Genomic DNA, 13,552 nt, shown 5'->3' on the forward strand with positions numbered 1-13,552 from the left:
ATACTTAAAAAATGCCCTGAAGCATTATTGGTTCCGCTGGCTATCGACAATTCGTGGCGGATGGTGCAATATGGCTTTTACCCGCTGAGCGCGTTCGAGCATATTACCTTAAAAGTGTTGGAGCCCATTGAGCCCGCAGGCATTCCGCCGGAACAATTGGTGTTGCAGGCTGAGGAGGCTATTAGAAAAGCTTTAGGGCAATGAGGGTTTTAAGTCAATTCCTATCGCGTTCAAACTTTCGTGATGGGATGCCGAAATAAATTCGGCATGACTTGAATAATATAAAAAAGCTCCCGTTAAATAACGGGAGCTTTTTTATTGAATACATTAAAGCCTCTTATTTAAAATCATCGGCGGTTACACCGGTGTTTATTTTATAGTCGGTAACCGTCATCACAAAGGTTTGGGATTGGCCGCCTTCGTTGGCTATGGTTTGGGTTATTTTGTAAGGCAGCATGATGTTGCCAATCTTACGGTAATCGCTCAGATCGGACGTAATTAGGGTTGTAGCGTTATTGGCTGTGGTGGTACTTTCGTTGCGTACCAGCAGTTTGCTTTTGATGTCGTAATACTCGGTTGACGTTTTGCCTGTGGGGTCAATCACTTCAACCTGGTAAGCATCGGCATCATTAACTTTTTGGATACCTTTTATCGACAGTTTGAAGGCCGGGTTGGTAAGGTAATCCAATTGCTCGGTAAGCGAAGTATATACTTTTTTCTGAGCAATTTCTTCGGGCGTCATGTCCTTTTTGTTGGGGCCTTGTTGCTGATAGCCTTTGTCGCCATCGAATAATGATTTCATTACCACGTTGCCCCCCATCGAAATACTCATTACATCTTTATTAGGTGCCATCTTTTTCTGCGAAACATCTAACGACATACCCTGGTAAGCCATGCTCATGGTTACCGCAATCGAGGTGATTTTTTTAGCCTCGGTAGCGCCGCCGGTAGCGTTGATATAGTCTTTTATCACATCGGCAGCCTGTACCATTACAGCCGTACCCGCAGTTTTAGGCGCGTCGGTTACGGGGCTGGCGTAGGCATCGTACATTTTGATGGGAAGGCCCAGTTTTTTCAAACCATCCAACATTTGGGCGGTGTTACCAACCACCATAATGCGGGCGTTATCGTACAAAAAGTACTTTTGGGCTACGCGTAAAATATCGTCGGCAGTTACGGCATTAAACCTTTGCAGGTAGGTTTTGTAAAAATCGGCTGGCAGGTTGTTGATGAGGATATTGCTGGCGAAAGTAGCTGTACGTGCCGGGTCTTCCAATCCTAAAGCGAAAGAACCGTTGTATAATGCTTTGGCGGTTGCCAGTTCTTCGTCAGACACCTTTTCGGTGCGGATGCGTTTTATTTCGCTTAAAAACTCTGCAACGGCGCTATCCGCTTTGGCGTTACGCACCTGTGCCGAAGCATCGAAGGTGGTTTGGAACCTGCCCGAACCAATGCTCGAATATGCACCATAGGTAAAGCCGTGCTTTTCGCGCAGGTTCATAAACAAGCGGCTTTCGGCACCGCCACCTAAAATATAGTTGGCTAATAACACCGGGAAATAGTCAGGGTCGTTCTTTTTCAGGTCGACGAGGTTAACCACGTGTATTTGCGATTGTACGGCACTGGGCACGTTAACCACGTCGATTTCGGGTTTTGAGGGGTTAGCCACTTCGGGCAGTTTGGGCAGGGTGAGCGCTTTGCCTGTCCACTTGCCAAATACTTCGGTTGCGAGGGCTTTGGCCTGGGCCGGGGTGATGTCGCCCACAAAAGTAAGGTATGAGCGCGAAGGGGTAATGTAGGCCGCGTAGGCATCTTTAATATCTTGTACGGTGAGGGCCGATATGGTTTGTTCGGTTTCGAACTCGCCGTTGGGGTGGTCTTTACCGTAAACAAGCGCATTGCTTACACGACTGGCAATAGCGGGAGCACTTTTTGCCGAGTTTTTGAGGTTGGTCAATGCCTGTGTTTTCAGTTTATCGAACGATTCCTGGGTAAAGGCGGGCTCTTTTAAAGCCAGGCCCATCAAACCGAAAGCATCTTTAAAATAACGGGTGAGTGCGGACGCACCGCCACCATTGGCATTCAGGTCGACCGTTGCGCCTATCTTATCAACGGCATCATCAAACGCTGCTTTGGGCATGGTTTTGGTACCTTCGTTCAGCATTTGACCCATCAGGGAGATGACCCCGGCTTTTGGGCCTTCGGTGCGCGGACCGGCATCTATCGAAAAACTGGCCGAAACCTTTGGCAGGCGATGGTCTTCCACCACCAAAACGGTAATGCCGTTGGGCATTTTGTAGATAACAGGGTCCTTAATGGTTAAAACCGGGGCCGGACCGGGTTTAGGCGGATGGCTGCGGTCGATGGTTTGTGCCTGTGCATATTGCATTAAACATGCGCCGGCGAGTATCATTATATATTTCTTCATGGTGCTTCGTCTCTGTGTGTTATGGGTTAATTGGTTTTACCTTTTCCGGGCAGGTAGTACAATACCAAACGCTGGTTGGTGTTGAGGTACTTTTTAGCCGCATCCCTTATTTCTTCGCGGGTGATAGACCGTATCTCGGTCAACTCTTCGTTAATGTGGTTGGTATCTTTATGAAAGAAAGTATAACCATCGGCCAGGTTTTCAGCTATGCCCAACTGGCGGGTGTTGGCGCTAACAAAGCTATCTTCGAACTGGTTTTGCAGCTTTTGGTAATCTTCAGGGCTAATGAGGTCGGTTTGCAATTTTACTATTTCCTCGTCCATATCGGTGAGCAAACCGGCGGGTTTGGCATCGCCACTGGGTAGCGCACCTACTATGTACATTCCATAATCTTCGAGCGAATAGTTAAAGGCAAATACCTGTAGGGCATCCTTTTTATCATCCACCATTTTTTTGTACATCCTTGAGCTTGAACCGCCCGAGAGGATAGAGGATATCATTTCCATCACTTTCGAATCGCGGGTATCTTCGCCGGGTACACGGTAGGCGGCTAATATGGCCGGTATCTGTATATTGGCATCGTAAGCGGTATCGATGATCTGTTTGGTGATGGGTGCTTCTTCCACCTTTTTATACACTACCGGTGCGCCGGCGGGTATTGGGCCAAAATAGCTGGTGATGAGTGTTTTTGTTTTGTCGATGTCGATATCTCCTGTAATGGTTAATACCGCATTGTTGGGCACATAAAACTGGTGAAAGAATTGTTTGAACTCATCGAGTTTGGCTGAATCGAGGTCTTTCATGGAGCCGATAACCCCATTTTTGTAGGGGTGTTTAAAGAACAGGTCGGTACCCACATCGTTAATGGCATTACCATAAGGGCGGTTATCGAAACTGAGGCGTTTTTCTTCCTTCACCACCTCGTTTTGGGTTTTTACACCAATTTGGTTGATTACGGGGTGCATCATGCGTTCGCTTTCGAGCCAAAGGCCGGTTTCGAGTTGGTTTGATGGGAAAACTTCGTAATAAAAGGTCCTGTCTTGCGTGGTGTTGGCATTGTTTTGCCCGCCGTTTGCCGACACGATCTTCATAAACTCACCGCGTTTGATGTTCTCGCTACCCTCGAACAAGAGGTGCTCGAAAAAGTGCGCAAAGCCTGTGCGGCCGGCAACTTCGTTTTTTGAACCTACGTGGTACATTACTGATACCGCTACCACAGGCGCGTTATGGTCCTGGTGAAGGATAACGTGCAGGCCGTTGGGCATATCGTACTCTGTAAACTCAACCTTTTGCGCTTTGGCGTTAACGGCCATACAAGCCATTGCGGCTACCGCGCACCAAACATGTTTTCGTATTTGCATATAATATGTGATTTGTTACTAAAGTATATTATTTTGTTGTTAGTTGAAAATGGCCGCGAAGAAAAAAGCGTGGAAACGCCTGATATAAGACGGGAATGATAGCGGGTTTGTTACATAGCTACCATGGAATTATTAAACAAATGCCAATATTTTGTTGTTTTTGTTTGATATACGTATCTTTGTATAAAACACACGTGCAATGACAACCAAGCTCACCCTAAGCGTTGAAGAAAACGTAATTAAAAAGGCCAAGCTATATGCCAAACAAACAGGGCGTAGTTTGTCGGAACTGATTGAAAACTATCTCGATACACTTACCGATGAAACAAAAAGCGGTGAGCAACTCTCGCCGAAGCTAAAAAATATTGTGGGTGTAGTTAAATTGCCGGATACTTTTGATGAAAAGGAAGAGTTGCGCGCGTATTTTGAGAACAAGCACCTATGAAACAGGTTTTTGTTGACACCAATATATTGGTAGACCTATTAGCCGACAGGCCGCCTTTCAGTAAATTTGCGATTGCTCTGTTTGACCTTGCGGAAAAAAACAAGGTAAAATTGCATACCTCATCACATTCGTTTGCTACCACTCATTATTTGCTGAAGAAATATATGGTAGAAACAAAGCTGAGGGCTGCTCTAACTACTTTATTAGACCTAATCAGCATTGTTCCGGTAAATTTTGACGTCATCAAAAAAAGTTTGGCATCTGACCATAAAGATTTTGAGGACGCTATTCAGATATTCGCTGCAAACTCCGTTGAAAACCTGGACTTTATTGTAACCCGCAACTTAAGAGATTTTAAAAATGCGGGTATAACTGTTTTATCACCTGACGAAGTGTTAAACCACTTTTAGGTTATATTTTTTGAGCTGGCCCCTCAAACCGATATATCCAAATTGAGGCAACACAGACAATACAGTATGGAACCACCATATAAATATCGTTTGTACGATGTGACAATCCGTGTAAAAATAGCTCAAATGAGATTAGTATGTATGCCATTGATAACAACGAAAGTATAGTCCTTTTTAAAATATTGGTTGCCATAAAATAGTTTAACCCTGCAGTACCCAAATAAAGTATAAGTAAAGCCGGCAATGAGAAAAATAGGCCAAAAATGAGCATAAACCATAATAATACTCCTGTAAACTCATGACTTAGTATCGAATCGACGGAAACAAATATAAGAGGCGACAATACAGTAGTTGTCGCCCAAACACGAAAACTAAATTTGGCATCTATTTTCATGAAATTGCAAAAAGTTTAGTTAAAGTAAATATACTGATAAATGACATCAATAACATACTAAAACTCTTCGATGGTGTCTTGCCCGGTCAACTGGTCAATCATATTCAGAACTAAGTAATTCCAGTTTTGGAAGCCCTTGTTCATGATGGGCGCGCCGGTATCAGGGTCGTAGTATTCGTGCAGGGCGCCTTCTTTTTTGAAGTCGTTGCCAAATAGTGTGATGGTTTTGTAAGCTAATTCGGTGGCTTCCGTTTTATAGCCGTATTTGAGCAAGCCCCGGTAAGTCATGTAATTTGATATCCCCCATATCGGCCCCAGCCAGTTTGACGGGTTGCTGCTGGCTTTGAGGCTGTACATTTTTTCGAGTTTGGATAAGGTGCGGACACCGTATTGGGCGTTAAAAGTCCGTTTATCCAAATAATTTTCGGCAACCATCCGTTTGGCCTGTTCGGGCGTGGCTATGCCTGCCCACATCGTCATAAAACCCGACCATACGCCGATGCGCTGTATCAAACCGGCATAAGTACGGGGCATCCCTTTGTGCAGCACAAAGGGTTTCCCGAAAACAATAGATGGTTGGTTGGTGATAGGCCGCAGGTTGAGGTCGACAGAGTAATAAAAGCCGTCTTTTTCGTCCCAGCAATTTTTTTGGATGGCAAACTTTAGCGCTTCGGCATCCCGGTCGTATTGGGTGCTGGCTGCTGTAAGTTTCAAACGGTCGGACAAATAGGCCATCGCTTTGAGTTCTTTATACATCAGGCAGTTGAGATAGATGGAAGCGGAACTACCTTTAGGGCGAAAAAAGGTGGAGGGGTCGTTATCCACGCCTATGGCCAGGTCGTCCTGCCAGAAGAACAGGCCGGTTTCGCTATTCCTGTGATGGGTTTGGTAATTTAGGATAAAGGCCTGCATCAAAGGGAACTTTTCGCGCAACCATTCGGCATCGCCGTTGTTGAGTTTGGTGAGAAACGCCGCGTGCTGGGCGATGACGGGCTTGTGCATGTTGGTGGCGTAGATATCGGCCGGTTTTATTTTAGCGGGGTCCGACTACTTATCCACCACCATGGGCATATAGCCATCGGTGCCGGTATAGGCCAGATAGTTTAACACACAACCCTGCTCGTGGGGCAAGGCTTCACGTTTATCGGCCGCTGTACCTTCATCTTGCAGTATTTGCCTTAGGGCAATATCGCTCAACCATGAATCCCAATCCCAAAGCACGGTGGCGTACGAATGGCTGCCGGGCGTAATGTAGGGATAAAGCAAGGCTCCTTCGGGTTGTTTGAGCATCTGTTTATAGTCGGCAAAGACATACTTTTTGATGATTTTAATGTTTTCGGCAATGCTGTCGGGCAGTTGGGCAAATGAGGCTGCTGACGACAAAATGAGAGCAATAACAATTAATATTTTTTTCATGTCGGTTTAGGCAATCGGTTGTGGGAACTCAAATGTAAGGGAAATGGCTCAAAGCGGCGTCATGTACTATTGGGTTAATTCGAATGGGGTCCCGAAACAAGTTTGGGATGACCGGGTGGGTTAAATATTCTTCGCGTCAATCAATTTAAAGAAATTGTCGCGGTAGGTGTCGCCAACGGGGATGACCTTGTCTTTGATGCAAATGCGGCTGCGCTCGATGCTGTCGATTTTGTTGAGGGCCACGATGTACGATTTATGTACGCGCACAAAATGCTGCTCGGGCAGGGCCTCTTCCATCTTTTTCATGATCTGGAGGGTGATGATGCGCTCGGTTGGGGTGTAGATGGAGATATAATCCTTTAGGCCCTCGATAAACAAAATATCGTGCAGGTAAACTTTTTGGATCTTGTATTCGGTTTTTACAAAGATGAAGTCGTTTTGCAGGTCTTTTGGGGCAGGCTCTTCCTTCGCGGCAAGCGGGGCCACGGCGGGGTTCAGTATAGACTGTACTTTTTGCACCGCCTTATAAAAACGGTCAAAAGCGATGGGTTTTAGCAGGTAATCCACCACATCCAATTCATAACCTTCTAAAGCGTATTGCGAGTAAGCGGTGGTGAGGATGACCTTTGCCTTGCCGTTGGCTATTTTGAGGAACTGGATACCGGTGAGTTCGGGCATTTGCACATCGAGGAAGATGAGGTCGGCAGCGCCGTTTTGCACCAGGGTTAGCGCCTCGATAGGGTTTGTGGTAGCCTTTACCAATTGAAGGAAGGGAAGCTTACTGATGTAATCTTCCAAAATATGCAGCGCCAGGGGCTCATCGTCAACTACCAAACAACGGATCATGCTATAAAATTAATGATAATTCGCAACTATATGCATGTGCAGTATTGTTGATGTTCATTGTGTATTTGCCGGGGTATAAAATATCGAGGCGGCGTTTTACATTATTGAGGCCGATACCGCCGGCTTCGTCTTTGTTGAAGCTGTGTTTTTTGTTCTCCACTAAAAAATAGAGGCTGTCGGGTTTTACATCCATGCGGATAAAAATGGGCGTTTCGGGATTGTTGGCTACGCCGTGTTTAAAGGCGTTTTCGATAAAGGAGATGAGGATGAGCGGCACGATCTGCTGCCCGCTGATGAGGCCGTTCACTTCAAAATCGACAAAGGCCTTGTTGCCGAGGCGTATTTTTTGCAGGTCGATATAGTTTTGGAGGTAGAGGAGCTCTTTGCCGAGGTCCACCTTGTTATCGTTACACTCGTACAGCATATAGCGCATAATTTCGGACAGCTTCAATATGGCTTCGGGCGTGGTTTCGGAGCGTTGGTAGGCCAGCGAATAAATGCTGTTGAGCGAGTTGAAGAGGAAGTGCGGGTTGATTTGCGATTTGAGGAAGGCCAACTCGGCGCTGAGGCGTTGGTTTTCGAGGTCGCGCTGGATGCGTTCGTTGAGGAACCAGTCGGATGTGAATTTCAGGACAGCGCTGAGGAAAATAAAAATCAAACTGGTAAAAAACGCGCTGATGTAGTAGGCGGTAAAACCCAATACCTCGCCGTTGGCTTTCACCAGGATATATTGCCTGAATGCCAAGGCCAAGCCGTATTTAATAAAACCGAATACCAAAATGGCCGCTAAAACAGTGAGATTGTACCTGAGGTATTTTTTACGGTTTAAAAAGCGGGGTATCAGCACCAAAAAATTGAGATAAAACAGCCCGATGTTGACCAGACCGTACAGTACAAAAACAACCAACAGACCCTGAAATACTATTTTGGTATTGTTTTTTGCGATGAACAGGAAAAAACCTATCATACACAGCCAAAAAAACGTATGCCAAAATACCTGCCAGCCTTTTTTCATTCAAATACGGTTAACCAATACATCAAAATTATAATAAAATAACGGTTAGGTGGTTGCTATTTAGATATAAAGAAAGTTTTTACCGATGAACCCGGCATTAAACCCGATGAACCGTTAGCCGGGGGATAAGCGGGCGTTCATCTACAGATATGGGCAGTTGGTCTAATACATTTTAGCGATACAAACTATTGATGTTCATTTGTATCATCAAAAACCAACAACAAATGAAAAAGCTTATCACCAACTCAAACCCTTTTGTATTGTTAGTAATACCTGTGTTGTTTGCCATGATTATGGGAGTAAGTTACCAGTTTAAGTTAAAAAGTAACCTGCTGCAAAATAATGCGGGTAATACTTATACCCAAACTACGTCTTTGTTCAATAAAAGCGTAAGTTTGTTTAAAACCGTGTGCTCGGTAACAAAAGAAAAAGTGTGGTAATACAAACAGAGGGACTATCATTTACATTTGGAAACCAACAGGTTGTAAAATCTGTATCGCTCCGGGTCCCCGACGGGAGCATTTTTGGTTTTTTAGGCCCTAACGGCGCCGGCAAAACCACCACCATTAAACTACTACTCAACTTATTGCATGCCGATAGTGGCAGCATCCATATTTTTGGTCAGGAAATTAAAGCCAACCGTATTGCCGTTTTGGGGCAAATTGGCAGCCTGATTGAACAACCTGCTATATACGCCCACATGACCGGGCGCGAAAACCTGCGCAACCGCGCTTTGCTTTTACAATTGCCCCATAGCCGTGTGGAAGAAATGCTGGCCCTGGTGCACCTTAAAACCGCTGCCGACAAAAAAGCCGGACGCTATAGTTTAGGGATGAAACAACGACTGGGTATCGCATTGGCTTTATTATCCGACCCGCAACTGCTGATACTGGATGAACCGACGAACGGCCTCGACCCGAACGGCATCATCGAGATACGGCAATTGCTGATGAAGCTGGTGCACGAGCATGGCAAAACCGTTTTTATATCGAGCCATTTATTGGGCGAAATTGATAAGATGGCCACGCATGTGGGCATTATTAACAATGGCGAAATGCTTTTTCAAGGGAGTTTGGAGGAGCTGGAGGCAATGAGCAAGCAGTTGGTACAAATTGAGGTGGGCGGAAACGCTGCCGAAGCCGCCGCGGCCATTACATCGAAAGGGCATACGGTTGCCGATGTGGAGCAGGATACTTTGTTTGTTGATTACCTGAGTAAGGAGCAAATGGGCGAGATCAATACCCTGTTGAACCAAAAGGGTTATGTGGTGTACAGCATCACGAAAGTACAAAAGGACCTGGAGAATTTGTTTTTAGACATTACCCAAAAAGCCGGAGCATGAAAGGGTTTATATTATCGTTCAAATCTGAATTTTATAAAAGTCGTAAAACGCTGGGGTTTTGGGCTGCCATATTGCTGCCCTTATTGATTGTGCTTTTGGTGTTTTTTGGCTTTTGGGCCCATCCTGATAAAACAGCCAACCTGCCGGGTGTTATACTCTGGATGGCTTATGCCGGTGCCATATCGAACGTGATGGGTATTTTGTTGCTGCCCATGTACATTATCTTTATCGCTTACTCGGTTAACAGCATTGAACATAAGGCCGATACCTGGAAAACCTTGTTCAGCTTGCCTATTTCAAAATGGTCGGTTTACACGGCTAAGTATTTGTATGCCCTATTTTTGGTTTTTTTGGCCTTGCTGCTTTTTTACCTTTTTACCTTAGGCAGCGGCAATTTATTGGCCATGATAAACCCGAAATTTAAATTTCACGATTATAACATCAATATATTTTTAGGCGAAGAATATCTAAAACTATTCCTGGCTTCGCTGGGTATATTATCCATACAGTTTTTACTGAGCCTGGTTTGGAGCGACTTTTTAAAACCGATGGGTATAGGTTTTATCGGCACTATTGCGGGTATTATCCTGGTATCCACCAAAAACGATTACGATTATCTGTTGCCTTACGCCCACCCCTTAATGGCTTTGGGCAGTTTAATAAAACACAACAACGCCCCGGTAATAGGCATCCCTGTGCTGGAGGTTGACCTGTTTACCAAAGAGATATATGTGAGCCTTATTGTTGGCGCGGCCATCTATATCATCGGCTTCTTTATTGTGCAGAAGAAGAGTGTGAAGTGATTTTTGATGCCTGCCTGTCGGCAGGCAGGTAAGATGGCAGACGGAAGATGTTAGGCCCTGCTCAAACTGATGAATCGGTCAAAAACTTTTTTCTTCTTCGTAAAATGATGAGGTAGGTTGTGGCTACAATAACCAAAAATATTGCCAGTGATTTTATGCTATCTGACCATGAGGGGAAAAATGAAAAGTTTACCCACATTGAACCTTGATTTGATGGCGTCATATATTTCCTTATTAACTTTAAATAGCTGAATATTTGATATAATGTTATTACCAAATTGACGCTAAACCAAAAATAGGTTGCTTTTACCGATCTCCTGATTTTTTTGAACCACATTAATTGAGGCAACATTACGTTCGCAATGAGCCCTAAATAAAACATCCTTGAAGATATTCCTTCAATTGAGCCATAAAACAGCCCTTTTGTGTGTTCACCCATATCATATTTCGTATAGACGAAGTTTGCCACCATGCCCATCGCGTGAAGCAAAGCAGCCATAAGCAATGTGATGTTTATGGCGACAATCAGCATATCCGTATTGAGATACGGCAATCTTAATTTCGTTACGCGAACGATGAAAAGCATTGGTATAACAAAAAAAAGCGATAAAGAAATAGCGCCTGATATGGTTTCGAAAACCGATTCGATTAACAAGATTGATTGCATATTTAAAGATACATTATTTAGGCGAATGCCATTCCGATTTATTAACCTTACCTTCACCAATAGCGGCCTTGTACCTTTTGTGCGGCGTGGATGGTGGATGAAAGCTTTGATGAACTGATTGATAGTTATATAGCCACCCACATCGGCATTTCGGAAAATTTTTTGGGTGCAGGGCTGGCATTGAGCCTGACCGCCAACCTGGAGCGCCTTTTTGCCAGTAACGAGCTTAACCCCGCCGGGACGGGCAATGCTACCCTGGCCGTAATGGACAAACGCGTGCGCGGCGACGATATTTACTGGCTGGACCGCAGGCATAACAATACCGCCGAAAACTCTTTTTTCGATTTGATGGACCGCTTTGTGGCACATTTAAACCAAAGCTGCTATACGGGCATTACGGGCTACGAGTTCCACTATACCCGCTACCCGGGCGGCAGTTTCTATAAAAAACACCTCGACCAGTTTGAAAACAACAGCAGCCGGCAATACAGCATGGTGATGTACCTGAATGCCGACTGGTTGGCCGACGATGGCGGCGAACTGTGTATCCATCAAAACAATGTTACCCAACTCATAGCACCTACCAATGGCCGCAGCGTGTTTTTTAAAAGCAGCGAGCTGGAGCACGAGGTTTTGTTGACCCAAAAACCGAGGTTGAGCATAACCGGGTGGTTGAAGATAAATTGAATGGTGAATTGTTAATTGAGTTGAATGAGTGAGTGGTTATTAATATCCGACCCACAAGGACTACCTAAAAGCATTAACCACTCATTCGCTATTTCACCAAACTACCTCCCCATCGGTTTAGGGAAAATTGGCAAACTCTCATGCCCATCGGCATCTACGGATTGGACGGCGAAGAAATAGTTGTCCTTCGAGTAATTGAGCGTGGCAGTGGTATCGGTTACGAAAAACTTCTTCTCCCAGTAGGGGCTAATGGTTTCGCGCATCAGAATATAATAGCCAACGGGTTTTTTACCGGTTTTTGGCGTTTCCCATTTGAGGGTGGTTTTGTTGGTGAGGTCGCTGGTGCTTACGCCTACGTTTTGCGGCGAAGGGGGTGCTGAAGCCAGGTTAGCCAATACCGACAGGTTCATACGGGCCACTTTTTGGATGTATTGGTAGTCGGCAAATTCTGGCAGGTCGCCGTATACCACACCGTTTTCGGTTCGCAGGTCCTGGTGCTGGTGGGTAAAGTCCTCATTCATCTCAGTAAAGCGCACGGCGGTAAAGCCGTTTAGCTGAAAGGAGGTTTGATCGCCGCCACGTAAAAAGCGGTCGCGACGGTAGATGAGCTTTACGTCCAACTGGTCAACATAGCGTTCGCAGGTTTCTTTGATATAGCGGGCCAATTGGCGCGAAGGATTATCGTTTTCGCCGCCATTGGTAATCATGGCGTTGATGGCAGCGATGGTGCGGCGCAGGTTGGCGCTGTCGGCTTTGGTCAGCTGTTCGCTTGCCGAAGCAGCGGCGCGGGGCCCTTGGCCGCCCAGTAAGGCTTTGCCGTCATCGCGGGTGGGCAAATCAATAGAAGGGATGCCCTCGCTGAACACACGCACGTGGGTATTGTCCTTGAGGTCGTTTTCCATGCCGTGGGTATTGCCTACGATGTCGTTATTCAGCATGGCATCTACGTTCCAGTGTTCGTCTTTGGCGCGTTTGGCAATGTGTGCCGAACCGTTAAGGCCTTGTTCTTCGCCCGGAACGGACATAAAGATAATGGTGGCCGGGAAAGAACGGGTAGCCATTACACGGCATAATTCCATGGATACGGCGGTACCCGAGGCATCGTCCACAGCCCCTGGTTCAACAGCATTGGCGTTCATCACGTCGGTTACCCTTGAGTCGTAATGGCCGGATACCACGTAAATGCGGTTATCGGTTGGGTCGGTGCCTTTTAATATGGCAAGTACGTTCTTTAAAACGGTAGGTTTATCAACACGGCCACCGGCAGGCATGGTAAAGGAGTCGAACTCCACCTTCATCCTGCCGCCGCTTGCCGCGGCGTACTTTTCCATCTCGGCTTTTATCCAGTTGCGGGCCGCGCCGATGCCTTCGGTAGTGCTGGTGGTATCGCTCAGGGTGTTGCGGGTTTTGAAGCTAACCAGTTTACGAACGATGGCTTCGATGTTTTTATCGGAAACCTCATCCACCATTTGTTTGATGGCGGGGTCGGTTTTTATAGTGGTTTGGGCTTGCGAGCAAATGCCTGCGAGGCAGAACAGGATAAGCGGGAGTAGGTGTTTTTTCATGTGTGTTGGATAATGAAACGTCGGTTTTTTTGACCAGCAACTAAAATAACATATATCATTCGTTTGTAGTTGCTTTTGCCCGTATTTTAGTTTGTAACAAATTTGTTAGCAGGTATTTAATTTCTTTTATAGTGAAATGAATATGTTTGTTTTACAACTGACTTTAACACACA

General features: G+C 45.6%; 14 protein-coding genes and 1 pseudogene. 7 read left to right on the forward strand and 8 right to left on the reverse strand.

The features are described from left to right. A pseudogene (locus QZX97_RS06930) lies at positions 1 to 204 on the forward strand (1-acyl-sn-glycerol-3-phosphate acyltransferase); the annotation flags it as partial. A 133-nt stretch (positions 205 to 337) separates the two neighbouring features. On the opposite strand, the gene QZX97_RS06935 reads toward QZX97_RS06930, so the two are convergent. Both QZX97_RS06935 and QZX97_RS06940 read right to left on the reverse strand, forming a co-directional pair. After that, the gene (locus tag QZX97_RS06935) at positions 338 to 2,428 is read right to left on the reverse strand and encodes a pitrilysin family protein (protein WP_295651111.1); all 2,091 of its coding nucleotides are present in this window, start codon (positions 2,426 to 2,428) and stop codon (positions 338 to 340) included. A 26-nt stretch (positions 2,429 to 2,454) separates the two neighbouring features. Continuing rightward, a complete protein-coding gene (locus QZX97_RS06940; protein ID WP_295651108.1) occupies positions 2,455 to 3,789 on the reverse strand; it encodes a pitrilysin family protein in 1,335 nt (444 codons plus the stop codon). A gap of 199 nt (positions 3,790 to 3,988) precedes the next feature. Between QZX97_RS06940 and QZX97_RS06945 the strand changes: the two genes are divergently transcribed. Then, a complete protein-coding gene (locus QZX97_RS06945; RefSeq protein WP_295651106.1) occupies positions 3,989 to 4,234 on the forward strand; it encodes a DUF6364 family protein in 246 nt (81 codons plus the stop codon). Then, complete coding sequence (locus QZX97_RS06950; protein WP_295651103.1) at positions 4,231 to 4,644, forward strand: PIN domain-containing protein; 414 nt, start codon at positions 4,231 to 4,233, stop codon at positions 4,642 to 4,644. The genes QZX97_RS06945 and QZX97_RS06950 overlap by 4 nt, the downstream gene beginning before the upstream one ends. A gap of 451 nt (positions 4,645 to 5,095) precedes the next feature. Here the strand turns inward: QZX97_RS06950 and QZX97_RS06955 are convergent, their stop codons facing one another. The 4 genes from QZX97_RS06955 to QZX97_RS06970 form a co-directional block, all read right to left on the reverse strand. Continuing rightward, positions 5,096 to 6,040 (reverse strand): trehalase family glycosidase, encoded by a 945-nt coding sequence (locus QZX97_RS06955; protein ID WP_295651100.1) that lies wholly within the window; start codon positions 6,038 to 6,040, stop codon positions 5,096 to 5,098. A 45-nt stretch (positions 6,041 to 6,085) separates the two neighbouring features. Further along, entirely contained in the window at positions 6,086 to 6,454 is a 369-nt protein-coding gene (locus QZX97_RS06960; protein WP_295651097.1) for a hypothetical protein, read from the reverse strand. A gap of 120 nt (positions 6,455 to 6,574) precedes the next feature. Further along, entirely contained in the window at positions 6,575 to 7,300 is a 726-nt protein-coding gene (locus QZX97_RS06965) for a LytTR family DNA-binding domain-containing protein (protein ID WP_295651094.1), read from the reverse strand. A gap of 1 nt (position 7,301) precedes the next feature. Next, positions 7,302 to 8,315, reverse strand: a complete 1,014-nt coding sequence (locus QZX97_RS06970; RefSeq protein ID WP_295651091.1) for a sensor histidine kinase — start codon at positions 8,313 to 8,315, stop codon at positions 7,302 to 7,304. A 224-nt stretch (positions 8,316 to 8,539) separates the two neighbouring features. On the opposite strand from QZX97_RS06970, the gene QZX97_RS06975 reads away from it, so the two are divergent. Genes QZX97_RS06975 through QZX97_RS06985 form a run of 3 tightly spaced genes read left to right on the forward strand, consistent with a single transcriptional unit; the run spans position 8,540 to position 10,460 of the window. After that, entirely contained in the window at positions 8,540 to 8,755 is a 216-nt protein-coding gene (locus tag QZX97_RS06975; protein ID WP_295651089.1) for a hypothetical protein, read from the forward strand. After that, positions 8,749 to 9,657 (forward strand): ABC transporter ATP-binding protein, encoded by a 909-nt coding sequence (locus QZX97_RS06980; RefSeq protein ID WP_295651087.1) that lies wholly within the window; start codon positions 8,749 to 8,751, stop codon positions 9,655 to 9,657. The genes QZX97_RS06975 and QZX97_RS06980 overlap by 7 nt, the downstream gene beginning before the upstream one ends. Beyond that, positions 9,654 to 10,460 (forward strand): ABC transporter permease, encoded by an 807-nt coding sequence (locus QZX97_RS06985; protein WP_295651085.1) that lies wholly within the window; start codon positions 9,654 to 9,656, stop codon positions 10,458 to 10,460. The genes QZX97_RS06980 and QZX97_RS06985 overlap by 4 nt, the downstream gene beginning before the upstream one ends. A 61-nt stretch (positions 10,461 to 10,521) precedes the next feature. On the opposite strand, the gene QZX97_RS06990 is transcribed toward QZX97_RS06985, so the two are convergent. After that, the gene (locus QZX97_RS06990; RefSeq protein ID WP_295651084.1) at positions 10,522 to 11,127 is read right to left on the reverse strand and encodes a hypothetical protein; all 606 of its coding nucleotides are present in this window, start codon (positions 11,125 to 11,127) and stop codon (positions 10,522 to 10,524) included. 90 nt (positions 11,128 to 11,217) lie between these two features. Here QZX97_RS06990 and QZX97_RS06995 point away from each other — a divergent pair, with 90 nt between their 5' ends. Further along, positions 11,218 to 11,814, forward strand: a complete 597-nt coding sequence (locus QZX97_RS06995) for a 2OG-Fe(II) oxygenase (RefSeq protein ID WP_295651081.1) — start codon at positions 11,218 to 11,220, stop codon at positions 11,812 to 11,814. A 101-nt stretch (positions 11,815 to 11,915) separates the two neighbouring features. On the opposite strand, the gene QZX97_RS07000 is transcribed toward QZX97_RS06995, so the two are convergent. Continuing rightward, positions 11,916 to 13,379 carry a M28 family metallopeptidase gene (locus QZX97_RS07000; protein ID WP_295651079.1) on the reverse strand — a complete coding sequence of 488 codons (1,464 nt, stop codon included), beginning with the start codon at positions 13,377 to 13,379 and terminating at the stop codon, positions 11,916 to 11,918. Positions 13,380 to 13,552: the final 173 nt, after the last annotated feature.

This window comes from uncultured Mucilaginibacter sp. (assembly GCF_903893715.1).
Lineage (GTDB): Bacteria > Bacteroidota > Bacteroidia > Sphingobacteriales > Sphingobacteriaceae > Mucilaginibacter.